General features: G+C 65.8%; 22 protein-coding genes. 14 read left to right on the forward strand and 8 right to left on the reverse strand.

Annotated features, from left to right (window positions below):
• Positions 1-190 precede the first annotated feature (190 nt).
• The 4 genes from dctP to xseB form a co-directional block, all read right to left on the reverse strand.
• Positions 191-1,273: a TRAP transporter substrate-binding protein DctP gene (gene dctP / locus AAFF19_RS17415; protein WP_182119898.1), complete on the reverse strand. Its 1,083-nt coding sequence runs from the start codon at positions 1,271-1,273 to the stop codon at positions 191-193.
• A gap of 126 nt (positions 1,274-1,399) precedes the next feature.
• Positions 1,400-3,310, reverse strand: coding sequence for a 1-deoxy-D-xylulose-5-phosphate synthase (dxs, locus tag AAFF19_RS17420; protein ID WP_182119897.1), 1,911 nt, complete (start codon positions 3,308-3,310; stop codon positions 1,400-1,402).
• A gap of 115 nt (positions 3,311-3,425) precedes the next feature.
• Complete coding sequence (locus AAFF19_RS17425) at positions 3,426-4,403, reverse strand: polyprenyl synthetase family protein (protein ID WP_246330950.1); 978 nt, start codon at positions 4,401-4,403, stop codon at positions 3,426-3,428.
• Between the two features lie 11 nt (positions 4,404-4,414).
• A complete protein-coding gene (gene xseB / locus AAFF19_RS17430) occupies positions 4,415-4,657 on the reverse strand; it encodes an exodeoxyribonuclease VII small subunit (RefSeq protein ID WP_008902807.1) in 243 nt (80 codons plus the stop codon).
• A 270-nt stretch (positions 4,658-4,927) separates the two neighbouring features.
• Between xseB and AAFF19_RS17435 the strand changes: the two genes are divergently transcribed.
• The 5 genes from AAFF19_RS17435 (at position 4,928) to flhC (ending at position 9,365) form a co-directional block, all read left to right on the forward strand.
• A complete protein-coding gene (locus AAFF19_RS17435) occupies positions 4,928-6,067 on the forward strand; it encodes an aromatic ring-hydroxylating dioxygenase subunit alpha (protein WP_182119895.1) in 1,140 nt (379 codons plus the stop codon).
• 140 nt (positions 6,068-6,207) lie between these two features.
• Positions 6,208-7,119: a DMT family transporter gene (locus tag AAFF19_RS17440; protein WP_034692327.1), complete on the forward strand. Its 912-nt coding sequence runs from the start codon at positions 6,208-6,210 to the stop codon at positions 7,117-7,119.
• Between the two features lie 103 nt (positions 7,120-7,222).
• Complete coding sequence (locus AAFF19_RS17445; protein ID WP_182119894.1) at positions 7,223-8,125, forward strand: sulfurtransferase; 903 nt, start codon at positions 7,223-7,225, stop codon at positions 8,123-8,125.
• Between the two features lie 317 nt (positions 8,126-8,442).
• Complete coding sequence (flhD, locus tag AAFF19_RS17450; RefSeq protein ID WP_008902803.1) at positions 8,443-8,769, forward strand: flagellar transcriptional regulator FlhD; 327 nt, start codon at positions 8,443-8,445, stop codon at positions 8,767-8,769.
• Positions 8,770-8,813: 44 nt separating this feature from the next.
• Positions 8,814-9,365: a flagellar transcriptional regulator FlhC gene (gene flhC / locus AAFF19_RS17455; RefSeq protein ID WP_182119893.1), complete on the forward strand. Its 552-nt coding sequence runs from the start codon at positions 8,814-8,816 to the stop codon at positions 9,363-9,365.
• Positions 9,366-9,493: 128 nt separating this feature from the next.
• Here flhC and AAFF19_RS17460 read toward each other — a convergent pair whose 3' ends face one another.
• Together AAFF19_RS17460 and AAFF19_RS17465 are read right to left on the reverse strand one after the other, a co-directional pair.
• Complete coding sequence (locus AAFF19_RS17460) at positions 9,494-10,081, reverse strand: FlgO family outer membrane protein (RefSeq protein ID WP_342720654.1); 588 nt, start codon at positions 10,079-10,081, stop codon at positions 9,494-9,496.
• Positions 10,078-10,821, reverse strand: coding sequence for a hypothetical protein (locus AAFF19_RS17465; protein WP_008902800.1), 744 nt, complete (start codon positions 10,819-10,821; stop codon positions 10,078-10,080). The genes AAFF19_RS17460 and AAFF19_RS17465 overlap by 4 nt, the downstream gene beginning before the upstream one ends.
• A gap of 190 nt (positions 10,822-11,011) precedes the next feature.
• Between AAFF19_RS17465 and AAFF19_RS17470 the strand changes: the two genes are divergently transcribed.
• Complete coding sequence (locus tag AAFF19_RS17470; protein ID WP_008902799.1) at positions 11,012-12,325, forward strand: AI-2E family transporter; 1,314 nt, start codon at positions 11,012-11,014, stop codon at positions 12,323-12,325.
• Between the two features lie 21 nt (positions 12,326-12,346).
• Here the strand turns inward: AAFF19_RS17470 and ppc are convergent, their stop codons facing one another.
• Complete coding sequence (gene ppc, locus AAFF19_RS17475) at positions 12,347-15,136, reverse strand: phosphoenolpyruvate carboxylase (RefSeq protein WP_342720655.1); 2,790 nt, start codon at positions 15,134-15,136, stop codon at positions 12,347-12,349.
• A gap of 129 nt (positions 15,137-15,265) precedes the next feature.
• Here ppc and hemC point away from each other — a divergent pair, with 129 nt between their 5' ends.
• From hemC to AAFF19_RS17515, 8 genes are all read left to right on the forward strand, one after another.
• Complete coding sequence (gene hemC, locus AAFF19_RS17480; protein ID WP_008902797.1) at positions 15,266-16,207, forward strand: hydroxymethylbilane synthase; 942 nt, start codon at positions 15,266-15,268, stop codon at positions 16,205-16,207.
• A gap of 5 nt (positions 16,208-16,212) precedes the next feature.
• Positions 16,213-17,034, forward strand: a complete 822-nt coding sequence (locus AAFF19_RS17485; protein ID WP_008902796.1) for a uroporphyrinogen-III synthase — start codon at positions 16,213-16,215, stop codon at positions 17,032-17,034.
• On the forward strand, positions 17,031-18,152 hold the full coding sequence (locus tag AAFF19_RS17490) for a uroporphyrinogen-III C-methyltransferase (protein WP_342720656.1): 1,122 nt from the start codon (positions 17,031-17,033) through the stop codon (positions 18,150-18,152). Before AAFF19_RS17485 ends, AAFF19_RS17490 begins: the two co-directional genes overlap by 4 nt.
• Before the next feature lie 146 nt (positions 18,153-18,298).
• Positions 18,299-19,576 carry a heme biosynthesis HemY N-terminal domain-containing protein gene (locus tag AAFF19_RS17495; protein ID WP_342720657.1) on the forward strand — a complete coding sequence of 426 codons (1,278 nt, stop codon included), beginning with the start codon at positions 18,299-18,301 and terminating at the stop codon, positions 19,574-19,576.
• A gap of 257 nt (positions 19,577-19,833) precedes the next feature.
• A complete protein-coding gene (locus tag AAFF19_RS17500) occupies positions 19,834-20,400 on the forward strand; it encodes a cytochrome b (RefSeq protein ID WP_342720658.1) in 567 nt (188 codons plus the stop codon).
• Positions 20,401-20,521: 121 nt separating this feature from the next.
• Positions 20,522-21,097 (forward strand): YceI family protein, encoded by a 576-nt coding sequence (locus tag AAFF19_RS17505; protein WP_342720659.1) that lies wholly within the window; start codon positions 20,522-20,524, stop codon positions 21,095-21,097.
• A 45-nt stretch (positions 21,098-21,142) separates the two neighbouring features.
• On the forward strand, positions 21,143-21,715 hold the full coding sequence (locus AAFF19_RS17510; RefSeq protein WP_008902791.1) for a YceI family protein: 573 nt from the start codon (positions 21,143-21,145) through the stop codon (positions 21,713-21,715).
• Between the two features lie 156 nt (positions 21,716-21,871).
• A complete protein-coding gene (locus AAFF19_RS17515; RefSeq protein ID WP_342720660.1) occupies positions 21,872-22,492 on the forward strand; it encodes a VOC family protein in 621 nt (206 codons plus the stop codon).
• 143 nt (positions 22,493-22,635) lie between these two features.
• Here the strand turns inward: AAFF19_RS17515 and AAFF19_RS17520 are convergent, their stop codons facing one another.
• Positions 22,636-24,483 (reverse strand): M48 family metalloprotease, encoded by a 1,848-nt coding sequence (locus tag AAFF19_RS17520; RefSeq protein WP_342720661.1) that lies wholly within the window; start codon positions 24,481-24,483, stop codon positions 22,636-22,638.
• Positions 24,484-24,545 lie beyond the last annotated feature (62 nt).

The following is a 24,545-nucleotide window of genomic DNA, read 5'->3' on the forward strand; positions in this document are numbered from 1 at the left end:
GTTTGCGAAACTCGACCGGAGAGCGTTGTGCGCCTCCCGCCAAGGGTATTGACCCTGAGGGATTGTAGAAACATGACCGCACCCGGTCGTGCGGGTTTTCCCCCGCAACGGGGCGCTGCGCCCGAGGACTTCAGGGTTCTGCAAGCATCGGCAGGCGCTGCGCGGCCTGACAGCGCGTTTGGATACGCGTTCAGATCCGCTGGGCAGACATGAAGCTGTCGTAGCGGGCTTCCGCAAACCGGAACCAGAAGATCTGGTCGCGCTGGAAATTGCGCATGTCCGTGTAGATCTTTTTCCACTCCGGGCTGCGCGCCTCGTTCAGCGCAAAAATCTCCATGGCGGTGCGAAAAGCGGTGTCGAGCACCGGCAGCGAGAACGGCAGCACCTTGGTCTTGGCAATCACAAGCTGCTTGAGTGCGCTGGGGTTGAGCGCATCGTATTTGGCCAGCATGTCCGCGTGGGCCAGCGACGACGCCGCGTTGACGATGGCCTTGTGCTCGGCCGACAGCGCATCGAAGGCCTTGCGGTGCACAAAAAAATCCAGCTCCAGCCCGCCCTCCCACCAGCCGGGGTAGTAGTAAAAAGGCGCCACCTTGTTGAACCCGAGCTTCTGGTCGTCATAGGGGCCCACCCACTCTGCCGCGTCGATGGCCCGCTTTTGCAAGGCGCTGTAGATCTCGCCGCCCGGCATGTCCACGGGGATCGCGCCCATGCGGGCCATCACCTCGCCCACCAGCCCGCCGCCCAGGCGCATCTTCATGCCCTTGAAGTCAGAGACATCCCTGATCTCCTTGAGGTACCAGCCGCCCATCTGCGTGCCGGTGTTGCCGCCCGCAAAACTGACGATGTTGTAGCCCGCGTAGAACTCGTCCATCAGCCTGCGCCCGTTGCCGCGCAGCATCCAGGCATTCATTTGCCGGGCGTTGAAACCAAACGGAATCGCAGACCCGAGGGCAAAAGCCTGGTTTTGCGCATAAAAGTAGTAGGGCGCTGTGTGCGCAATGTCGATCTGGCCGCCTTGCACGGCCTCCAGCACGCCAAAGGCGGGCATCAGATCGCCCGCAGCGTGCACCACCACTTCGAATCTGCCACCCGAAAGCTCCTTCACGGCCTTGGCAAAAACCTCAGCACCCCCGTAAATCGTGTCGAGCGATTTTGGAAAACTCGACGCCAGGCGCCAGCGCACCACGGGCTGCGCCTGCACGGCAGGCGCGAGTCCGGTCGCGAGCACACCAGCAATGCCAGCGTGCCGAATGGCGGAACGACGATCCATGGGGTTTGTCTCCAGTACGGTGGCGGTGCCACCCCGCGAGCGCAGCGCCGAAGCGAGATGGCTGCGGTCCGGTACGATTCTAGGAGCAAGCGACTGGGGGCCGGGTTGTCGGATACCCCAGTGAGCCTATGCCGTACCGGCAGAAGGCGCCGCCACCAACCCCGCGCTGAAAGCACGCACGGACTTTTCAATGCCTGCTGCATCCAGCCCTTGCAGCGCGAGCAACTTGGCCGGGTCGCCGTGCTCGATGAATACATCGGGCAGGCCCAGCTGAAGCACCGGCCGCACGATGCCCATGCCGTTGAGCGCCTCGGTCACCGCACTGCCCGCGCCACCCATGATGGCGCCTTCTTCCAGCGTGACCAGGGCATCGTGGCGCCCGGCCACCTCGCGCAGCAAGGCTTCGTCAATGGGTTTGGCCCAGCGCATGTTGACCACGGTGGCATCCAGTGCCTCGCCCGCTTGCAGCGCGGGATACAGCAGCGTGCCAAACGCCAGGATGGCAATGCGTGGCGCCTTCGGGTCGCCGCCCTGGCGCTCACGGCGGATCTCGCCTTTGCCAAAGGGCAGGCCTTCCAGCGCCGCCAGGGGCGCCACACCAGCGCCGCTGCCGCGCGGGTAGCGCACCGCGACGGGGTGGTCCTGCTCGAAGGCGCTGCTGAGCAGCTGGCGGCATTCGCGCTCGTCCGCCGGACAGGCCATGCTCATGTTGGGGATGCAGCGCACAAACGGAATGTCATAAGCGCCTGCATGCGTGGCGCCGTCTGCGCCCACCAGCCCGGCGCGGTCCAGCGCAAACACCACGGGCAGGTTCTGCAGCGCCACGTCGTGGATCAACTGGTCATAGCCGCGCTGCAAGAAGGTGGAGTAGATGGCCACCACGGGCTTCACGCCCTCGCAGGCCATGCCCGCCGCGAACGTGACGGCATGCTGCTCGGCAATGCCCACGTCGTAGTAGCGGTCCGGAAAGCGTTTTTCAAACTCGACCATGCCCGAGCCCTCGCGCATGGCCGGGGTGATGCCCACGAGGCGCGGGTCCTGTGCAGCCATGTCGCACAGCCACTGGCCGAACACCTGGGTGAACGTCTGCTTGGGCGGCGTCGCGGGCTTGGTCAGGCCCACGCTGGGGTCGAACTTGCCGGGGCCGTGGTAGGCCACAGGGTCGGCCTCGGCCAGCTTGTAGCCCTGGCCTTTTTTGGTGACCACGTGCAGGAACTGCGGACCCTTGAGGCTCTTGATGTTCTCGAGGGTGGGGATCAGCGAATCGAGGTCGTGCCCGTCGATGGGACCGATGTAGTTGAAGCCGAATTTTTCGAACAGTGTGGCGGGCACCACCATGCCCTTGGCCTGCTGCTCAAAGCGCTTGGCCAGCTCCAGCAGCGGCGGCACGGGCCGCAGCACGGTCTTGCCCATATTCTTGGCGGCGGCGTAGAACTGGCCGCTCATGAGCTGCGCGAGGTAGCGGTTGAGCGCACCCACGGGCGGGCTGATGCTCATGTCGTTGTCGTTGAGCACCACCAGCAGGTTGCAGTCGGCCACGCCGGCGTTGTTCAGGGCCTCGAACGCCATGCCGGCGCTCATCGCACCGTCTCCGATGATGGCCACGGCGTGGCGGTTTTCGCCCTTGCGCTTGGCGGCCAGCGCCATGCCCAGCGCGGCCGAGATGCTGGTGCTCGAATGCGCCGTGCCAAAGGTGTCGTAAATGCTCTCGGCCCGCTGCGGAAAGCCCGAGATGCCGCCCAACTGGCGCAGCGTGTGCATGCGGTCGCGCCTGCCCGTCAGGATCTTGTGCGGGTACGTCTGGTGGCCCACGTCCCACACCAGGCGGTCTTCCGGCGTATGAAAGACGTGGTGCAGTGCCACAGTTAGCTCCACCGTTCCCAGGTTCGAGCTCAAATGGCCACCGGTCTGGGAGACGCTTTCCAGCACAAATCCGCGCAGTTCGGTCGCCAGGGCCTTGAGGTCTGCGCGCGAAAGCTGGCGCAGGTCGGCCGGGTCATTGATGGTTTGCAGCAGGGGGAAGGACATCGTGGACATTGACTATTCTTTTCATAGCTGCCAGCGCTTTACAGATAAGCGCTGGAGGCCGATTTGGCATTGAATTGACTGCAGCGGACATGATCAGGGTGCAGCACGGGTCATCGGGCCGGGTTCAATGCGAGCGGCGCACCACCATGTCGGCCAGGGCCGCCAGCGCACGGGTATCCGGCAGGCCACTGCGGGCGAGGGCCTCATGCGCCTCGGCCAGCAGCTCCTGGGCATAGGCCTGCGCCCGCGCGAGCCCCAGCAAAGACACATAGGTGGGCTTGTCGGCCGCAGCATCCTTGCCCGCTGTCTTGCCCAGCGTGGCGGAATCGGCCACCACGTCCAGGATGTCATCCACCACCTGGAACGCAAGGCCCATGGCCGCCCCGTAGTCGGACAGCGCCTGGTAGGCCGCGCCCACAGCGTGGCCGCATGCCGCCCCCATGAGCACACTGCCCTGCAGCAGCGCGCCGGTCTTGAGCCGGTGCATCTGGCGCAACTGGTCTTCGGTCAGCGCCACACCCACGCTGGCCAGGTCGATGGCCTGCCCGCCCGCCATGCCGGCCGACCCTGCGGCCCGCGCCAGCAGCCTGCACAGCGTGGCCTGTGTGGCGGCAGGAATCGCGCTGCCGTCCGGCGTGAGCAGCTCAAAAGCAAAGGCCTGCAGCGCATCGCCCGCCAGCAGCGCCTGGGCCTCGCCAAACTGCACGTGCACGGTGGGCTTGCCACGGCGCAGCACGTCGTTGTCCATGCAGGGCATGTCGTCGTGCACCAGCGAGTAGGCGTGGATGAGCTCCACCGCGCACGCGGCCCGCAGGGCTGCTTCGTCCAAACCGGCCCGCAGGGCCGCCTCGTCCATGCCCGCACGCAGGGCTGCATCGTCATGCACCTCAGACGCCGTGGCTCCACTGCAGACCGCCTCGTAGGCCGCCAGCACCAGCAGCGGCCGCAGGCGCTTGCCGCCATCGAGCACGGCATAGCGCATGGCGTCGCCCAGCCCGGCGGGTGCGCCGTCGCCCACCCATTGCGACAGGGCCTGCTCCACGCGGGCCAGGCGGGTCTGGGTCCAGGCGGTCATGTCCAGCGACTGGCATTCGGAAATCATGGGCACCGCGCTCATTCCTGGTTCCATGGTTGCAGTTGCCCTTCGTCCAGCACCTTGATCTGGTCCTGCACGGCATCGAGCCGCTGGCGGCAAAACGCCAGCAGCGTGGCGCCGCGCTGGTAGCCGGCCAGCATCTGGTCCAGCGGCAACTGGCCCGACTCGATGCGGGCCACGAGTTGCTCCAGCTCTTCCAGCGCCGCCTCGTAGCTGGCGGGTTCGGCGGGAGGAAGGGGTGTTGCGGGGGCCTTGGGCATGGAGGGGGCGGCAGTGCGCGGGTGAAAAACCGGTGATTTTAGGCGCAGCGCTGTGGCGCCCGTGTCAGACAGCAGCAGATCCGTAGGAGGCCTCTATTTTCTGGAACCGACGATTTCTATTCACGTAGCGGGGGTGCGGGAATAACCCCACCGCCTATAATCCCATTCCCGTCGAGCCGGCCACCTTCTGAGCCGGTTTTCTTTTTCCAGATGTGCCTTCCCGGCGCACCTCCCGCACTCTCTGTGGGGAGTCTTTAGGTCAGGTCACCCATGTCTGATTTAAGTCTTCAACTGCAGCAGGCCGCAAGCCAACTACCAGTTTCAAGCTATTTTGACGATGCGCTGTTCCAGCGCGAGCTGGATACCATCTTCCAGCGCGGGCCCCGCTACGTGGGGCACCAATTGGCCGTGCCCAACACGGGTGACTACTACGCCCTGCCCCAGGAAGGAGAGGGCCGCGCGCTGGTGCGCAACGCCCAGGGCGGCATCGAGCTGATCTCCAACGTGTGCCGCCACCGCCAGGCCGTCATGCTCAAGGGCAAGGGTTCGCTGAACACGCAGCAAAAGGGCAGCGCGGGCGGCAACATCGTGTGCCCATTGCACCGCTGGACGTACAACCCCCAGGGCGAACTGCTGGGCGCGCCCCACTTCGCGCACGACCCGTGCCTGAACCTGAACAACTACAAGCTGCGCGAGTGGAACGGCCTGCTGTTTGAGGACAACGGCTACGACGTGGCCGCCGACCTGGCCCAGATGGGCCCGCGCGCCGACCTGGACTTTGGCGGCTACGTGCTCGACCATGTGGAGCTGCACGAGTGCAACTACAACTGGAAGACCTTCATCGAGGTCTATCTGGAGGACTACCACGTCGGCCCCTTCCACCCGGGCCTGGGCAGCTTTGTGACGTGTGACGACCTGCGCTGGGAGTTTGGCAAGAACTACTCCGTGCAGACCGTGGGCGTGGCCAACCGCCTGGGCAAGGCGGGCAGCCCGGTGTACGAGCGCTGGCACAAGGCGCTGCTGGACTACCGTGAAGGCAAGCCGCCAAAGTACGGCGCCATCTGGCTCACGCTGTACCCGCACATCATGATCGAGTGGTACCCGCATGTGCTCACCGTGTCCACCCTGCACCCCATCAGCCCCACCAGGACGCTGAACATGGTGGAGTTCTACTACCCCGAGGAAATCGCCGCCTTCGAGCGCGAATTCGTCGAGGCGCAGAAGGCCGCCTACATGGAGACCTGCATCGAGGACGACGAAATCGGCGAGCGCATGGACGCCGGCCGCAAGGCGCTGCTGGAGCGCGGCGACAACGAGGTGGGCCCCTACCAGAGCCCCATGGAAGACGGCATGCAGCACTTTCACGAGTGGTATCGCGAGGCGATGGGCGCCGGCGTCCCGAAACGCTGAATACGGCGACAAAACCCCGCCAATCCGCAGGCCCGCTGTGGCCTGCTCTCATTACAATAGCTGCCGCCGCTTGGTAAACAAGCGCTGGCGGCTATTTTTACTTCTGCACCAGCCGGTGCGCTTCAAGAGATTACAACCCGATGCAAGCCCTCTGGATGGTGTTGGCCGCGTTCCTGTTTGCCAGCATGGGCGTGTGCGTCAAGATCGCATCGGATTTCTTCAACGCGGCCGAACTGGTGTGCTACCGCGGCATCATCGGCATGTTCATCCTGTGGCTGCTGGCCCGGTCACAAAAGGTGACGCTGGCCACGCGATATCCGGGCATGCACGCGTGGCGCAGCCTGGTGGGCGTGGCGTCGCTGGGAGCCTGGTTCTATGCGATTGCCCACCTGCCGCTGGCCACGGCCATGACGCTCAATTACATGAGCAGCGTCTGGATCGCGGCCTTTCTGGTGGGCGGCACTCTGCTCGCGTGGCGACCCTCTGCGGCAGCGCCCCGTCCGGCCTTCCAGGGGCCGTTGATCGTCACCGTGCTGACGGGGTTTGTGGGCGTGGTGCTGATGCTGCGCCCCAGCCTGGACCAGAACCAGGCGTTTGCGGGCCTGATCGGGCTGATGTCCGGCCTGACCGCTGCCTTTGCCTACATGCAGGTGGTGGCGCTGTCGCGCCTGGGCGAGCCAGAATCGCGCACCGTTTTCTACTTTGCCGTGGGCTCTGCCGTGGCAGGCGGTGGGGCCATGCTGTTTACCGGCATGTCAGACTGGCCCGGCTGGCAGGCGCTGTGGCTGCTGCCCATTGGCGTGCTGGCCGCCGGTGGCCAGCTGTGCATGACGCGTGCCTACGCCAGCGCCAAAACGCAGCGCGGCACGCTGGTGGTTGCCAACCTGCAGTATTCCGGCATCGTTTTTGCCGCCGTCTACAGCGTGCTGCTGTTTGGCGACGAGATTCCACCCATCGGCTGGATCGGCATGGCCCTCATCGTGGGCAGCGGCATTGTGGCCACCATCCTGCGCGCGCGGGCTGCGCCGGGGGCACCGGCAGAAGAACACTGAGAGATACGACAACCGTTACGAACTGCACCGGACACGCCGCGCCAGGATGGACACAATGGAGCACTGTCCGGCACATCCCGTCACTTCGTACCCTCCTCTGCCCATGACCACCTACACCACCCTCATCCCTGCCCCCGACCTGCAGTCGCTGATCGCCAGCGGCGCACCGCTGATGGTGTTTGACTGCAGCTTTGAGCTGATGCAACCCACGGCCGGCGCCCAGCAATACGGCGAGGCGCACATCCCCGGCGCGGTGTACGCCCACCTCGACAACGACCTGAGCGCCAAACACGGTGCCCCCGGCGCACACGGCACGCTGACCGCGCAGGAAGCCGACCAGCCTGCATCGGGCGGGCGCCACCCGCTGCCCAGCCGCGAGCGTTTTGCGATGTGGCTGTCCAGCGTGGGTTTTGCCAACAACATGCAGGCCGTGGTGTACGACCGCCAGGGCGCCAACTACTGTGGCCGCCTGTGGTGGATGCTCAAGTGGGCGGGGCACGATGCCGTGGCCGTGCTCGACGGTGGGCTGCAGGCCTGGCAGGCCGCCGGAGGCGCGGTTAACAGCGGCGAAGAGCCAGCGCACTTCCAGACCAACTTCCAGCTGGGCGACCCCCTGCGCCGGCTGGCTACGGCCAGCGAGGTGCTGGCGCGCCTGCAGCAGCCCGGCCAGACCGTGATCGACGCGCGCGCGGGTGCCCGCTACCGGGGCGAAGTCGAGCCGCTGGACCCCGTGGCGGGGCATATCCCGGGTGCGCTCAACCGCCCTTTCGCCGACAACATTGGCGCGGATGGCCGATTCAAGCCTGCCGCCGTGCTGCGCGCCGAATTTGAAGCTCTGCTGGGGGGCCGCGACCCCGCCACCGTGGTGCACCAGTGCGGCAGCGGAGTGAGCGCCGTGCCCAATCTGCTGGGCATGGAGGTGGCGGGCCTCGGCCCGACAGCATTGTTTGCGGGCAGCTGGAGCGAGTGGTGTTCCGACCCCGCGCGCCCGGTCGAAAAAGGCTGATGCAGCGCACAGCACTACGGCGCGGGTTGTAAAAGTGCAAAAAAGATGGCTTTGAGGGTGCTATCAAAACCATGAACAGAATGGGGCAGCCCGGGCCCGGTGCTGCAGCAAGCGCCATCGGGTGGAATGCCAGCCCGCATCTGATGCGCGTGTAGGGCAAATTCCTACATGGCCCACCGCGAAACCAGACGCGCGGCACATCCAAACCCCGACTTAATTTCTGATTGGGGCGGTTTCACAATCCATTTCAACGGATCACGCAAAGCCTGCAGTCAGCAGGAAACGCAAGACCCGGTACTGGAAAAAAGGAAGCCGCCATGACCAACGAACAACTCCTCGCCGAAATCCGCGAAGCCAACCTCACCTACCTGATGCTGGCCCAGACCCTGATTCGCCAGGACAAGGCCGAAGCCGTGTTCCGTCTGGGCATGAACGAAGAGTCTGCCGACATTCTGGCATCACTGTCGGCAGCGCAAGTGATGAAACTGGCCTCCCGCAACACGCTTCTTTGCAGCTTCCGCGTGGACGACAACCTGGTGTGGAGCTTGCTCACGAACCACTCGGCCAAGAAGGTGGGCAACGAAGCCACCAACACGCTGCACGCCAACATCCTGATGGCCAGCCGCGTGTCGGAAGTGCTCTGAGCCCCCACCGCCACCCTGATCCCCGTCCTGCCTGAAAGCCCGCCATGTCCACCACCGCCAAAGCCCCCGTCAAGAGCGTTCTGAACGAGTCCAGGCAGATCGAACGCGCTGCGATGCTGATCCAGATGGGCGCCCGCATGCAGGTGCTGGAGTCCGAGACCACGCTGTCGTACGAACGCCTGATCCGGCTGTACAAGGAGATCGCGGGCAAGTCGCCATCGAAGGGACAGCTGCCGTTTTCCACCGACTGGTTTCTGACCTGGCAGGAAAACATCCACAGCTCGCTGTTTTTGAACATCTACGAATACCTGTCCAAGGGCGTGGACCTGGATTCAGTGGAGCTGCTGACCAAGGCCTACCGCCTGTACAACGAACAAGTGGCCACGGCCGAGATCGAGCCCCTGCTGTCTTTCACCCGCGCCTGGCGCCTGGTGAAGTTTGTGGACGCCGGGATGCTCACGCGCACCAAGTGCAGCCAGTGCAGCGGCCAGTTCGTGACCGAGCTGTATGAGAACCGCCACTTCACCTGCGGCCTTTGCAACCCACCCGCCCGCGCTGGCAAGAGCAAGTCTGCTGGTGCGTTGATGTTGCATTGATTTTCAATAGAAATTGGCCTCTAGCGCTTATGCAGTAAGCGCTGGTAGCTATCGATTTCATACTAACAACACAGCCCCTCCCGGGGCTTTGTTGCTTGCCGCGATGCGGCGGTGCTCGCCATCTGCGGTCACCTTCCCGTCAGCAGGGCGCGCACGTTCTCATCCATGGGCACCACATAGTTGTGCGCCGCCACCACGGTGTTGCCCACCGGGTTCACCAGCTTGAGGCTGATGTACACCACCGACGTGGACACCGCATAGGTGCCCACCACCACCGCCTGCGCGTCCTGCGCCTGGCTTACCTCGCGCACCTCGCGCGACAACAACAGTTCGCCCTGGTCGCGCTGCAGCAGCAGGTTCTCGCGCATCTTGACCTCGGTCACCTTCAGGCCACGCTGCACCATGCGGCCTGCAATCTGCTCCGAGAAGATGCGGCCCAGCCGCGAAGACTCGGTCAGCCGGTCCACATGGACCAGCGTCGCCACCAGCACGGGCTGGCTGGCGTCCAGCGGTGCGTTATCCAGCAACGCGTCTGCAGCCCTTTCGTTGGTATCAATGAGGTTGGTACGCTGCAGGCCCGCAGACCTGTCGCCGTAGTAATAGGTATGCATGGGGCTAGTGGCGCAGCCCTGCACCAGCAACGCCAGCGCCAGCAACGGAAAGGCCGTCCAGCGCGCCGACCGCGCACTTCGGCAACCGAGCAAAAACGCCGTCATGGCGCTACCACCCGCCAGGTCTTCACCGCCGTGGGCGGCGGGGGCATGGGGGGCTCGGCCACCTTGGCCCGGTACAGCGCCGAGTCCTCTTGTTCGATGTAATACACATCCGCGGTGCGGGCCAGATACCGGTCTCCGCTCTCCAGGGAGGTGGTGATGAGCACCTCGGTGCGTGTGGGGCCGCCTGCAGCCGGTCCGCTGATGGCGTACTGCGTGAGATCGGTGACAACGCCCAGGGCCGTGATGCCCGCCAGCACAGACCCGGCGCTTTGCTGGTACAGGTACCAGTCCCGCGCCACGCCCACTCCCAGCGCAAGGCGTGTCCAGGGCAAGGGGCCCGTGCTGTTGACCCGTGCCTCGTGCTGCACCAGCTGGGTCTCAAAAGTCAGCGTGACCGCGGCAGGCTGGGTGGACAGCGTGACACCCCGGTCCAGCAGCCGCGTGATGAGCAGTTTGCGAAAGCCGTTGTTGAAACTGGAATCGCCGGGGGAGGCAGCCACAAAGATCGGGTACTCGCCCGCGGGCCAGGCGCTGATCTTGTCGGCTATGCGGTGGGCGACGTCATCGGCCAGCACATCCCAATGGTGGACGGCCCGCGCCTTCTTCTGGTCGGAGGCGGGGTAGTTGTCGGCGCGGGGCACGTCCAGCGAAGCGCAGCCCCCGAGCAGCAGCAGCGCGGCCACAGCGGCAGCAGCAGCCAGCCTCGGCCGCACTCCGTTGTTGGATGGGTGGTGGTTCATGCGCAGGGACCCTTTGGCGGCAGGAGAGGGTTGAAATGCATGCAAAGCAATGGCATGGCGCCATCGTAATGGCCGGGCACAACGGCCATCGGGCAATAAGCGCCCTGTTTGCGCCGCTTTCGGTGCCGCCTCCGGGGCGCTGGGGTGGCCGCCTACACAACGCGGTTGCGGCCTGCCGCACAATCCGCGCATGACCGAGCCTGCCGCCCCCACCACCCCCGACCAGCCCGTGGCGCCCCTGCCCGGCCCCTCTGCCGCGCAGGGCAGCGCACCAGCACCTGACCCGGCTTCCCCACCGCAGGTTACGGCGGCTGCAGAAAGCTCTTCCTCCAATGTCCCCCCGCCCACGCCGCTGCCCGGCGCCGCAGCGGAAGCCGCCGTGGCGCCGTCCCCTTTCAGCGGCCCGCTCATGCTCCACATGCCGGTGGATGTGCGCAATGTGTCGCTGGCCCTCTTGGCGCTGTTTGCCAGTGTGGCCTTGCTGCACTGGGCCAGCGCCGTGTTCATCCCCATCATGCTCAGCCTGCTGCTCACCACGGCGCTGCGGCCCATTGTCGAATTCATGCGGCGCTGGCATGTACCCCGCTGGCTGGGTGCCGGGGTGCTGCTCATCGCCATCGTGGGGGGGCTGGCCAGCACGGCCTGGTCGCTCAGTGACGGCGCTGTGCAACTGGTGGATTCGCTGCCTGTTGCCGCCAAGAAAGTGCGGGACAGCCTGAAGACCCGCACCGGCACCGCGAGCCCACTGGATAACGTGCAAAAGGCCGCCAATCAGATCGAGCAGGCCGCCACCGAAAGCAGCGCCGCAAGCCCGCCCCGGCGCGGGGTGCAACGCGTGGTGGTGGAGCGCCCGCCGTTCAATATCCGCGACTACCTCTGGAGCGGCACGATGGGGCTGATGTCCGCACTCGGGCAGCTCACGGTGGTGGTGTTCCTGACCTACTTTGCGCTGGCATCGGGCAACCTGTTTCGCAACAAGCTGCTGCGCATCGCCGGCACGAGCTTTGAGCGGCGCAAGATCACCATCCATGTGCTGGAGGACATCACCAACCAGATCCAGCGCTACCTCTTGGTGCAGGTGGTCACCAGCGTGCTGGTCGGCGTGGCCACGGGTGTCGCCTACTGGGCCCTGGGCCTGGAGAACGCTGCCGTGTGGGGCGTGGTGGCCGGTGTGCTGAACCTCGCACCCTACATCGGCTCGGCCCTGGTCACCGGCGCATCGGCCCTGGTGGCGTTTCTGCAGTTCGGTACCCTGGACATGGCGCTGGCCATCGGCGGTGCATCGCTGGTCATCCACACCCTGGTGGGCAACCTGCTCACCCCCTGGCTCACCAGCCGCACCAGCAGCATGAGCCCCGTGGCGGTTTTTGTCAGCGTGCTGGCCTGGGGCTGGCTGTGGGGCCTGTGGGGCCTGCTGCTGGGCATCCCGGTGATGATGGCCGTAAAGGCCGTGTGCGACCGGGTGGAGGACCTGAAGGCCGTGGGGGAACTGCTGGGGGACTGAATCCTGAGCGCCCCCAAAAGATCAACCCGTATTGCGCAGCCCTGCCGCAATCCCGTTGATGGAAATATGAATCCCCGTCTGCACCCGCTCGTCGCCCTGCCCAGCGCGCCAGCGGCGCACCAGCTCCACCTGCAAGTGGTGCAGCGGATCGATGTACGGAAAGCGGTGCTTGATGGATCGGGCCAGCGCCGTGTTGTGCGTCAAACGCTGCTTGTCGCCCGTGATGCGGGTGAGTGCATCGGCCGTGCGGTGCCACTCGGCCTCAATACTGGTGAACACCTTCTTGCGCAGACGCGCATCGGTCACGAGTTCGCTGTAGCGTGAGGCCAGAGCCAGGTCGCTCTTGGCCAGCACCATGTCCATGTTGGACAGCAGGGTGCGAAAGAACGGCCACTGGCGGTACATCTTCTGCAGCAGCGCCAGCTGGGCCTTGGGGTCCTTGCCTTCGGCGTTGATGAACGAATCCACCGCCGATCCGAAGCCAAACCAGCCGGGCAGCGTGAGGCGGCACTGGCCCCAGCTGAAGCCCCAGGGGATGGCGCGCAGGTCTTCGATCTTCTGGCTGGCCTTGCGGCTGGCGGGGCGCGAGCCGATGTTCAGCTCGGCGATCTCGCGGATGGGGGTGGAGTTGAAGAAATATTCAGTAAAGCCCGGCGTCTCGTACACCAGCGCTCGGTAGCTGCCCATGCTGGCCAGCGAGAGCTGCGCGGCCGCATCCAGGAAGGCCTTGGTGGCAGGCTTGGTGGGCTGCAGCAGCGTGGCCTCCAGCGTGGCGGCCACCAGGGTTTCGAGGTTGCGGCGGCCGATCTCGGGGTTGGCGTATTTGGAGGCGATGACCTCGCCCTGCTCGGTCAGGCGGATCTGGCCGCGCACGGTGCCGGGGGGCTGCGCCAGGATGGCCTGGTAGCTCGGGCCGCCCCCCCGGCCCACGGTGCCGCCGCGGCCGTGGAACATGCGCAGCTGAATGCCATGGCTGGTGGCGAGTTCGTCGAAGAGTTCGACGAGGGCGATTTCGGCGCGGTACAGCTCCCAGTTGCTGGTGAAGATGCCGCCGTCCTTGTTGCTGTCGCTGTAGCCGAGCATGATGTCCTGCTCGCCGCCGCTGCGCTGCACCAGCGCGGCCACGCCGGGCAGTGCGTAGAACTCGCGCATGATGGGCGCGGCATTGCGCAGGTCTTCAATGGTCTCGAACAGGGGCACCACGATGAGGTGGTTGCGCGATTCGGCATCGAGCGTGCCATTCATCAGGCCCACTTCCTTTTGCAGCAGCAGCACTTCAAGCAGGTCGCTCACCGTTTCGGTGTGGCTGATGATGTAGTGTCGGATGGCCTCGTGCCCGAAGCGCTCGCGCATGACGCGGGCGGTTTCAAAGATAGCCAGCTCGCCCTGCGCATGGGCCGAGTATTCGGCGCCCACCACTCGCAGGGGGCGCGCGTCGTTCAGCAGTTTGATCAGCAGTGCGCGCTTGGCGGCCTCTTGCAGGTTCGCGTAGTTCGGCTCGATGCGGGACTTGGCCAGAAGCTCGGCCACCACTTCTTCGTGCTTGTCGGAGCTTTGGCGCAAATCCACGGTGGCGAGGTGAAAGCCAAACACCTGCACGGCGCGGATCAGCGGGTGCAGGCGCTCTTGCGCCAGCGCTTCGCCGTGGTGCGATTGGAGCGAGGCTTCGATCACACGCAGGTCGGCCAGAAACTCGTCGGCACTGACGTAGGCATTTTGTGGGGCCACGGCATGGCGCGCGGCCTCTCCGCCGGTCAGGTCCTTGAGGGATGCGGCCAGGCGCGCATAGATGCCCGTGAGCGCGCGGCGGTAGGGCTCGTCCTGCCGGTGTTCGTTGGTATCGGGCGAGCGTTGGGCCAGGGCCTCCATCTCGGCCGACACCTGCACCAAGCGGGCCGACAGCGACAGTTCGCCGCCCAGGTAATGCACTTCGGTCAGGTAATGGCGCAACGCCACATCGGCCTGGCGGCGCATGGCGTATTGCAGGGTTTGCGCGGTCACGTTGGGGTTGCCGTCGCGGTCGCCGCCGATCCACTGGCCCATGCGCAAGAAGCTGTGTACGGGGTATTGGCCCAGTTCACTCTCCAGGTCGGCGTAGATCTTGGGAATCTCGCGCAGAAAGGTGGCCTCGTAATAAGAGAGCGCGTTCTCGATCTCATCCGCCACGGTGAGCTTGCTGTAGCGCAAAAGGCGCGTCTGCCACAGCTGGGCCACGCGGGCGCGCAGCAGCGCTTCGTTGGCGGCCAGCTCACGCGGGGTGAGCGCATCCTTGGCGCTGTTGTAAAGCTGGGCGCGCACCTGGATGTCGTCGCGCGTGGCCAGCAGCTGGGCGATGTCGCGCTCGGCGTCCAGAATGCTCTTGCGCTGCACCTCGGTGGGATGGGCGGTGAGCACCGGCGCCACGTAGCTGCCGGCCAGCGTTTGCGCGATGGTCTTGGGCGCAATGCCGGCCCAGCGCAGGCGTGACAGGGCCACCTCAATGCTGCCCTCCTGCGTGTCGCCCGCACGCTCGTGCACGGCGCGGCGACGGATGTGGTGGCGGTCTTCGGCCAGGTTGGCCAGGTGGCTGAAGTAGGTGAAGGCCCGGATCACGCTCACCGTCTGGTCGCCCGAGAGGGACTTGAGCAGCTTCTTGAGCGCGCGGTCGGCCTCCTGGTCGGCATCGCGACGGAAGGCCACCGAGAGCTTGCGCACCTGCTCGACCAGCTCATACGCCGCCACGCCCTCCTGCTCCCGGATCACATCGCCCAGAATGCGGCCGAGCAAGCGGATGTCGTCGATCAGGGGCTGGTCCTTGTCGGATCGTTTCATGCAGGTGTCTCCGGGAATGGAAGGTATGGCCCGGTGCCGCAGGCCCGCATCACCGCAGGCGGCACCAGCCCCGGTGCGGGCGCATGCTAGCATCGCCCGCCCCTGAAAGATTACAAACAGGTTACGAACTTGAGCAACTCCAGCAGCCCCCTTCATATCGTCATCGCCACCCGCGAAAGCCGCCTGGCGCTGTGGCAGGCCGAGCATGTGAAGGCTCTGCTTCAGGCACGCGGTCACACCGTGGAGCTGCTGGGCATGACGACTAAGGGCGACCAGATTCTGGACCGCTCGCTGTCCAAGGTGGGTGGCAAGGGCCTGTTCGTGAAGGAGCTGGAAGTGGCGCTGGAAGAAGGCCGCGCCCACATCGCCGTGCACTCGCTCAAGGACGTGCCCATGGAGCTGCCCGAGGGCTTTGCGCTGGCCTGCGTGATGGAGCGCGAGGACCCGCGCGATGCGTTCGTGTCGCCTCGCTATGAAAACATCGATGCCCTGCCCCAGGGCGCCGTGGTCGGCACCTCCAGCCTGCGCCGCCAGGTGCTGCTGCAGGCCCTGCGGCCCGACCTGAAGATCGAGCCCTTGCGTGGCAACCTCGACACCCGCCTGCGCAAGCTGGACGAAGGACAGTACGACGCCATCGTGCTGGCAGCGGCGGGCCTCAAGCGCCTGGGGCTCGAATCCCGCATCCGCGCCACGTTTGCGCCCACGGCCATGCTGCCCGCCGCGGGCCAGGGCGCCTTGGGCATTGAAGTGCGCAGCGACCGGCAAGACCTCATCGCCGCACTGGCCCCGCTGGCCCACCAGTCCACGTGGCTCACGGTGGCTGCCGAGCGTGCCGTGAGCCGCGCCATGGGGGGCAGCTGCTCGATGCCGTTGGCCGCGCACGGCACGTTCAGCAACGGTGTCTTGCAGCTCGATGCCGCCTGGGGCGACGTGCAGGCGCAAGCCCCGCTGGTGCGCGCAACGGCCAGTGCGGCTGTCACCACCCTGGACCAGGCCGAAGCCCTGGGCGATGCGATCGCGCAGCAGCTGCGAGCAGGTGGTGCACGAGGCGCGGATTTCACGCAGAACTGAGTGCCATGCCCACGCCACGGGTGATCGTCACGCGGCCCTCGCGCGAGGCCGCGCAGTGGGTGGGGCTGCTGGGCGCGCGCGGTATCACCGCCGTGGCGCTGCCGCTCATCGACATCGGCCCCTGCCGTGATGCGGCGGCAGTGCAGGCGCTCCGAGAGGCACAGGCCCGGCTCGCACAGTACCGCGCACTGATGTTTGTGAGCGGCAATGCTGTGGTCCATTTTTTTGAACAAAATAAGCCTCCAGCGCTTGATGGTCAAGCGCTTGCAGCTATCAAAACAAGAGCATGGGCCCCCGGCCCCGGCACCGTGCGCGCACTGGAGCAAGCCGGCGTGCCGCCCGACTGCATCGATGGCCCGGCGCCCGATGCGCCGCAGTTCGACTCGGAAGCGCTGTGGCAGCAAGTGGCCGCCCAGATCCGGCCCGGCGACCGCGTGCTGATCGTGCGCGGGCGCTCTGCCACAGCCCAGGGAGCGCACGACAGCAGCCAGGGCAACGGCCGCGACTGGCTGGCGCGCCAGATTGAAGCGGCGGGTGGCATGGTGGAATTTGTGGTGGCTTACCAACGCGGCGCGCCCCACTTTTCAGCGCACGAGGTGGCGCTGGCGCAACAGGCGGCTTGCGACGGATCCCTCTGGCTGCTGAGCAGCTCCGAAGCCGTGGCCCACCTGGCCGAAGCCCTGCCCGGCCAGCACTGGGGCGCCGCACATGCACTGGCCACGCACCCGCGCATTGCCGAAGCGGCCCGCGCAGCGGGCTTTGGCACCGTGGGGGAATGCCGACCGGCGCTGGACGACGTGGTGGCCTCGATAGAATCGGCCGCATGAGCTCCGCGCCCCCCGACGACCTGACCAGCCCCCCCGCCGTCAGCCCTGTGCCTGCCACGCCCCTGGCACCTGCCGCCGCTACTGCACCGGCGGCCGGCCGGGGTGGCGCCGTGACGCTGCTGCTGGGAGCCGTAGCGGCTGCCGCGCTTGTCAGCAGTGGTCTGCTCTGGCAAAAACTCAGCTCCATCCAGGAACAGCTGGCCCGGCAGTCTGCCGACGCGGGTGCCCAGGCCATTGAGGCCCGCACGATGGCCCGCCAGGCGGAGGAGCTGGTGCGTGACACTGCCGCCCGCCTGTCCGTGGCCGAGGCGCGCGTGAGCGAAGTGGCCCTGCAGCGCAGCCAGCTGGAAGAACTCATGCAAAGCCTGTCACGCTCGCGCGATGAGAACCTGGTGGTGGACATCGAATCTGCCATCCGGCTCGCGCTGCAACAGGCACAGCTCACCGGCAGCCTGGAGCCGCTGGTGGCCGCACTCAAAAGTGCCGACCAGCGCATCGAGCGTGCCGCCCAGCCCCGGCTGGCCCCTGTGCAACGTGCCATTGGCCGCGACCTGGACCGCCTGACCCGCGCCACCGTTACCGATACCGCGGGCCTGCTGGCGCGTCTGGATGACCTGGTGCGCCAGGTGGACGACCTGCCCGTGCTCAATGCTGTGGCCCAGGCTGCTGCCACGCGCCGGCTGGCGGCTGCGGCGGCGGCCCCTGCGCCGGGCACCACCGCCCCGACCCCCACCGAGGGCATGGCCTGGTGGCAAGCCGCATTGCAGCGCAGCTGGGAGGTGGTGCGCGACGAGGCCCGCGGCCTGGTGCGCGTAAGCCGCATCGACCAGCCCGAGGCCATCTTGCTGGCGCCCGAACAGACCTTCTTCCTGCGCGAGAACCTCAAGCTCAAGCTGCTCAACGCGCGCCTCGGGGTACTGGCCCGCCAGTTCGAGTCCGCCCGGGCGGATCTGGCAGCCGCCACGGTGGCCCTGAACAAATACTTCGACCCGGCCTCGCGCCGCACCCAGAACGCCGCCAGCACCTTGCAGACCGCGCAGGCCAGCATCAAGGCCGCAGAGCAGCCACGCCTGGACGAAACCCTGTCGGCGCTAGCGACCGCCGCTGCGGGGAGATAAAGATGCCCCCTGAGTCGCTTTGCACCTTCCCCCAAGGGGGACGCCCCCAGTGGCCTGGCAAAGCCAGTTCCACGGGGGCGCTCGCCTTGTGCGCGCCGTTGCATTGGCTAAAGGCTGCGCGCAGCGCAATGGATAACTGAACTGATATGCGCGCTGCACTTTGGCTTTTGGCGTTGTTTGGCGTGGCCGTGGCCGCAGCGCTGTTTGCGGGCAACAATCAGGGCACCGTCACACTGTACTGGCCGCCTTACCGCATCGACCTGTCTCTCAACATGGTGGTGCTGCTGCTGGTCGGCAGCTTTGTCACCATCTATGCCGCGCTGCGTGCCCTGGCCGCGCTGCTGGAGCTGCCCCACCAGGCACGCCGCTGGCGCGTTCAGCAAAAAGAACGCGCCATGCACGCGGCCTTGCTCGACGCACTGACCCACATGCTCGGCGGCCGCTTCATCCGGTCGCGCAAGGCCGCGGTTGCCGCGCTGTCGCAGGAAAACGCGCTGGCCGCAGCCGGCGAAACCGTGCCGCACGGGCGGCAACTGCGCGCGCTGGCACACATGATTGCAGCCGAGGCCTCCCACGCGCTGCAGGATGGCGCCACGCGCGAGAGCCATCTGCAGGACGCCTTGCAGCAAGCCCCCGCGCGCGGCAGCGTGAACGAGCAGGAGATGCGCGAAGGTGCCCAGATGCGCGCTGCGCGCTGGTCCCTGGACGACCGCGATGCGGACGCAGCCCTGGAGCGCCTGGCCGCCCTGCCACAGGGCGCGGCACGCCGTACCCTGGCGCTGCGCATCAAGCTCAAGGCCACCCGCCTGGCGCGCCAGACCCAGGACGCCCTGGACACCGCGCGGCTGCTGGCCAAGCACCGTGCGTTCTCCCCCAGCGCAGCACAAAGCATTGTGCGGGGCCTGGCCATCGAGCTCATCAACAGCGCGCACGACACCGCCCAGCTGCAACGGGTCTGGATGTCGCTGGAGCCCGCTGAACGCAACATGCCCGAGCTGGCCATCCATGCAGCGCAGCGGCTTGCCGCCCTGGGAGGCGATGGCACACTGGTGCGCGCGTGGCTCCTGCCCGTGTGGGAACGCATGGTGGACCTGCCCGACGCGCTGGCCGAGCACCATGCGCTCAAACTGGTGCGTGCGCTGGAGTCCGGTCTGGACGAGCTCGACCCCGCCTGGCTCGCCCGCATCGAAACGGCCTACCAGGCCAACCCGCGCGATGCGCGCCTGCAATACCTTGCAGGCATGGCCTGCCGCAAGCGCCAGCTGTGGGGCAAAGCGCAGCAGTTGCTCACCCAGGCCAGCTTGCAGCTTGGCGACGCGGGCCTGCGTGCCAGCGCCTGGCGTACGCTGGCGGAGCTGGCGCAAGCACGCGGCGACGATGCCACTGCGGCCGAGGCCTGGAAGAAGGCCGCGCTCAGCCGCTAGGTGAGCCGCACAAGCCGCGCAGCGGCACATCACCAGCCCCCTTCACTTGCAGCGGCCCCGCGCTGCAACATGCGCGCCGCGAGCATTGGGGAACTTTGAGCATTCAAGCCACATCAATTCATATTTTTTGAATTGTGGCATCAATCTGCCTGAAGCAGCAGGGGGCCGCCGGTTCCTACACTGCGTCATCGCCTGAGCGCCGCACCGACTGTGCGAGCCCGGCCCCTCCCCCTTTCAGACCCACGCACGTTTTTTTGATGACTTCAACTGCCCCTTCCACGGCCACCCCCGCGCCCCGGTACACACACACCGCCATGCTTTTGCACTGGGTGCTGGGCCTGGCACTGGTGGGCCTGTTTGCTGTGGGGCTCTACATGACGAGCCTGCCGTTTTCGCCACAGCGGCTCAAGCTCTACAACTGGCACAAATGGGCGGGCGTGACGTTGCTTGCGCTGTCGGCCCTGCGCCTGGTGTGGCGCCTGGTGCACCGGCCCCCCGCACTGCCAGCCAAGGTGCAGCAGGCCATGCCCGGATGGCAGAAGCTGGCCCACCATGCCACGCACTACCTGCTTTACGCGCTGTTTTTTGCGGTGCCGCTGATCGGTTGGGCCTACAGCTCGGCGGCCGGGTTCCCCATCGTGTTCCTCGGGGTCTGGCAGTTGCCCGACCTGGTCCCGGTGAGCGAGAGCCTCGCAGAGGCCATCAAGCCCTGGCACCAGGTGACGGCCTACGCGCTCGCAGGGATGGTGGTGCTGCACATTGCGGCAGCCCTCAAGCACCACTTCATCGACCGTGATGGCTTGCTGGCGCGCATGCTGCCCTGAGCCCGCTGCGGCGCCTGGCGCATGGAAAGCTCGCACCTTCAGCCGCGGGCCCCGGCCACCGTGCCCCACACCACACCACGAAGTCCGCATTTCGCCTTCTGTTTTTGATTGGAGTTCCCGCATGAATCTGTCTTCCACCCTCTCCCGCCTGGTGCTGGGCACCGCCCTGGCAGTCACCGCCCAGGCCGCCCTGGCCCAGCAGCAACTGGTGCCAGCGCAGAGCGAGGTGAAGTTCACGGCCCGCCAGATGGGTGTGCCGCTGGAAGGCCACTTCAAGACCTTCAGCGCCCAAGTGGCGTTTGACCCGACCAAGCTGGCCACCAGCAAGATCCGTTTCACGGTGGATACCGGCAGTGCCACGCTGGGCTCTCGCGAAACCGATGCCGAGCTGCCCAAGCCCACCTGGTTCAACGTGCCCAAATTCCCCCAGGCGCAGTTCGAGTCGTCCAGCATCAAGGCGCTGGGTGGTGGCAAGTTTGATGTGGCGGGCACGCTCACGATCAAGGGCCATGCGCAAAGTGTGGTGGTGCCCGTCACCCTCACGCAATCCGGTGCCACCACCACCGCAGCGGGTGCGCTGCCCATCAAGCGGCTGGCCTTCAAGATCGGCGAGAACGAGTGGGCCGACACCTCGATGGTGGCCGACGACGTTCAGGTGAAGTTCAAGCTCGCGCTGACCGGCGTGGGCAAGCTGTAATTTTTTCCGTTTCTTTTTTTTCAACTGTTTTTTCAGGAGTTTTTGATGCGCAAATCCCTTTTCGCCCTCGCCGCCACCGCTGTTGTGGCCACCGCCGCCCACGCAGCGCCCGCCACCTACGCCATCGACCCCACGCACACCTTTGCCACCTTCGAGATCAGCCACTTTGGCGCCGCCGTGAACCGCGGCCGCTTTGACAAAAAAGAAGGTACCGTGCAGTTCGACAAGGTCGGCAAGAGCGGCAAGGTGGAGATCGCGTTCGACGTCGCCTCGGTCACCACCGGCACCGCCGCCTTTGACAAGCACCTGCAAAGCGCCGAGCTGCTGGACGCCGCCAAGCACCCCAAGGCCACGTTTGCCTCGGACAAGTTCAACTTCAATGGCGACAAGCTCGCATCGGTCGACGGCAAGCTCACGCTGCTGGGCAAGACCCAGCCCGTCACCCTCAAGGCCAACCAGTTTGCCTGCTACGACAGCCCCATGCTCAAGCGCGAGGTGTGCGGCGGCGACTTCGAAACCACCATCGACCGCACCGCTTTCGGCGTGAACTACGGCATTGACTGGGGCTTCCCCAAGAACGTGCGCCTGGTGCTGCAGATCGAAGCCGTCAAGCAATAACCGGCATCCGTCACCGCCCAGACCGTGGCACAAAAGCCCCCCGCAGCCTGAACGCAGCGGGGGGCTTTTTCAATGTGGGGGTCAGGGTCAAAATTCAACTTAACGTAAATCAATTACGAATAGTAGAATCCGCAAACCGCTTTGAGGAGACACTGCATGAACGCCATCCTGAAACCTGACCTGGCCACGCTCCCCCCACCGGCCGCCATCCAGCAGCTGCACCACTTCGCCTACAAGGCGCGTGACGCCGAGGAAACGCGCCAGTTCTACGAAGACATCCTGGGCCTGCCGCTGTATCACATCATCCAGAGCGATTACGTGCCCAGCACGGGCGAATACTGCCCCTACACGCACTTCTTCTTTCGCTTGAAGGACGGCTCCTTCATCGCTTTCTTCGACCTGGGCGATGACGTGAAGGCCGAGCCCTCGCCCAACACGCCGCTGTGGGTCAACCACATCGCCTTCCGGGTGGACACGGTGCAGGAGCTGGAGAACACCAAGAAGCGCCTGGAAGCCCACGGCATAGAAGTGCTGGGCGTGACGGACCACCACATCTTTCACAGCATCTATTTCTTTGACCCCAACGGCATCCGCCTGGAACTGTCGGCCCAGCTGGCCGACGAGGAGCAGATGGCCAAGGACAGCACCGTGGCCCATGCCCGTCTGGCCGAATGGACCGCGCGCAAGGAGCAGTGGCGCAAAGAGCGGGCTGAGGACAAGGTGGCAGCCCCGCTCAAGCCCCAGCAAAACGACCGGCCCGAGTATGTGAAGGGCTGACGGACCACAGCCATGCGCTCCATTCCGTGGGGCGCCCATCCGGTTGGATTTATGGAAAAAACAGGCTGCAGCGCTTTACCATAAAGCGCTTACAGCTCTTATTTTGATAGCAATCCGATCCCGGGAACCTGCAGCACCGGTGATCAGCCTTCCAGTTGCTGCACGCGCATGATCTGGTGCCGTTGCCAGTAAGCGCCCAGCACGGCATTGAAGTGGTCCTTCTCCTTCTTGAGGCCGGGCAACTTGATCTTGGTGGTCTTCTGGCCGATCACGCCCTTTTCGGGATGGGTCACCACCAGGGCATTGCCCAGGCTGCTCTCCTTGAACTGCAGGTCTTTCACCGCATCCCAGAACACGGTCGTGCCGTCGGCCGAGGTGCGGATGCCATCGATGCTCACCTCCACCGTGGCGTCGCCCTTGAGCGCGAAAGACACCGGCGGAAAGTACTTGAGCACCACCGCGCGCTCTGTATCGGTGGCGGGCTCGTAGCGGTAGGCCAGGCTGCGCTCGTGGTCCTGGGCAAACTCTGTTTCGTAGGCGCTCCACAGGCGTTGCTCGATGTCGTCCGCCGTCAGAATCTCCTGCGCCCAGGTGGCGGTGGGTGCGCGCACGGCGATCGCACCGTAATCGGACTCTGCCAGGCTCATGCCCACGTTGCGCATCCGATCGGTCATGGCGGGGTGCGAATCAAACGGGTGCGGCACGTTGGCCGTCTTCATGGCGTCCAGAAAATCGGCCGACGCGGCATAAGGCGCCAGGCCCGTTGCCACATAGCGGGCGATGCCCAGCTGGTTGTCGTGCCGCTGGTTCTGGCCGAACAGTTCGTCTTCGATCCTGTCGCGGTACTGTGCGTAGGCGGCAATCTTGACCAGCGACTGGGCAATCGCCGCGGGTGACACCAGCTTGGCCGCAATGCGGTCGGCCTTGAACTCGCGCTCGCGGCTGTCGCGTGCCAGGGCAATCTCGAAGATGGTGCGGTACAGGTCCAGCACGGGCGACACGACGGCCGAAAGTCCTCCGGCGCGGATGGCGTGGCGATAGTGGTCGAACTGCACCAGCTTGGGGCCCAGGCGCGCACTGCTGCGGGTGTCGCCCCCGCGCAGGTGGGCCAGCTCGTGGCCCAGCACGGCGTCCGCCTCGGACTGGTCGAGGATGCGCAGCAGCGGCAGGCTGACGAACAGCGTGCGGCCCGTGAGCGTGTGGTTGCCCACGGTGAGCGGCGCCTCGGTCACAAAGAAGTTGGCGTCGATGCCGGCCACGATGTTCCGCGGCGGCTCGGTGTTCAGGCGCTGGGCCAGCTGGCGGATGCGCTTCCACAGCACAGGCGCATCGGCTTCGGACACGAGCTCGCCCACGGCCTGGTTGTCCCAGTGCACGCGCTTGAAGATGCCTGCCACGGCCACAAAAACCCCCAGCGCCACCGCCAGCCCCACGAGGACGATGAACTTGGGCGAGTACTGGTGAAAGAAGAAGGCGGTGACCCAGAACGACAGCCACACCGCCAGCGCGCCCTGCACCAGCAACGATGCAGCACTGGCCCAGGTGGTCAGCCGCCAGCCCGTGACAAAGCTCGTGTATTGCATCTTGCGGTCAACAAAGGCCAGCGCCCCCAGGCCCAGCACGGCCAGCAGCAACAGCGCGCTGACCACCATGGTCCACAGCGACACGGTGCGCACCAGGGTGAACTGCCAGACCTCGCCATAGCGCTCGCACAGGGCTGCGCGGTAGTCCTGCGCCTGGGGGTCGGTGCTGCTGCAGATGGTGGACGGCGGGTTGCTGCGGTAATAGTCCTTGCGGGCCTGTTTTTCAGAGGCCGGCATGCCTTTTTCGGCATCAATGCGCTGGCTGATGCCCGCGACAAAACGCTCATCCCTGTCCCGCTGCGCGTAGCCGGTGAAGACATATGTCAACGCCGGGATCAAGAACAGCGCGAGCAGCGCATAGACAAAGACCTTGAGCAAGCCCGTTTTGAGAGCAGATTGAAGAGTCATGGTGGTTCTGACGGTGTGTTTTATGGTGTTGTCCGCATGCACGCACGGAGCTGGTTCGCGTT

Source organism: Acidovorax sp. FHTAMBA (assembly GCF_038958875.1).
Classification (GTDB): domain Bacteria; phylum Pseudomonadota; class Gammaproteobacteria; order Burkholderiales; family Burkholderiaceae_C; genus Acidovorax.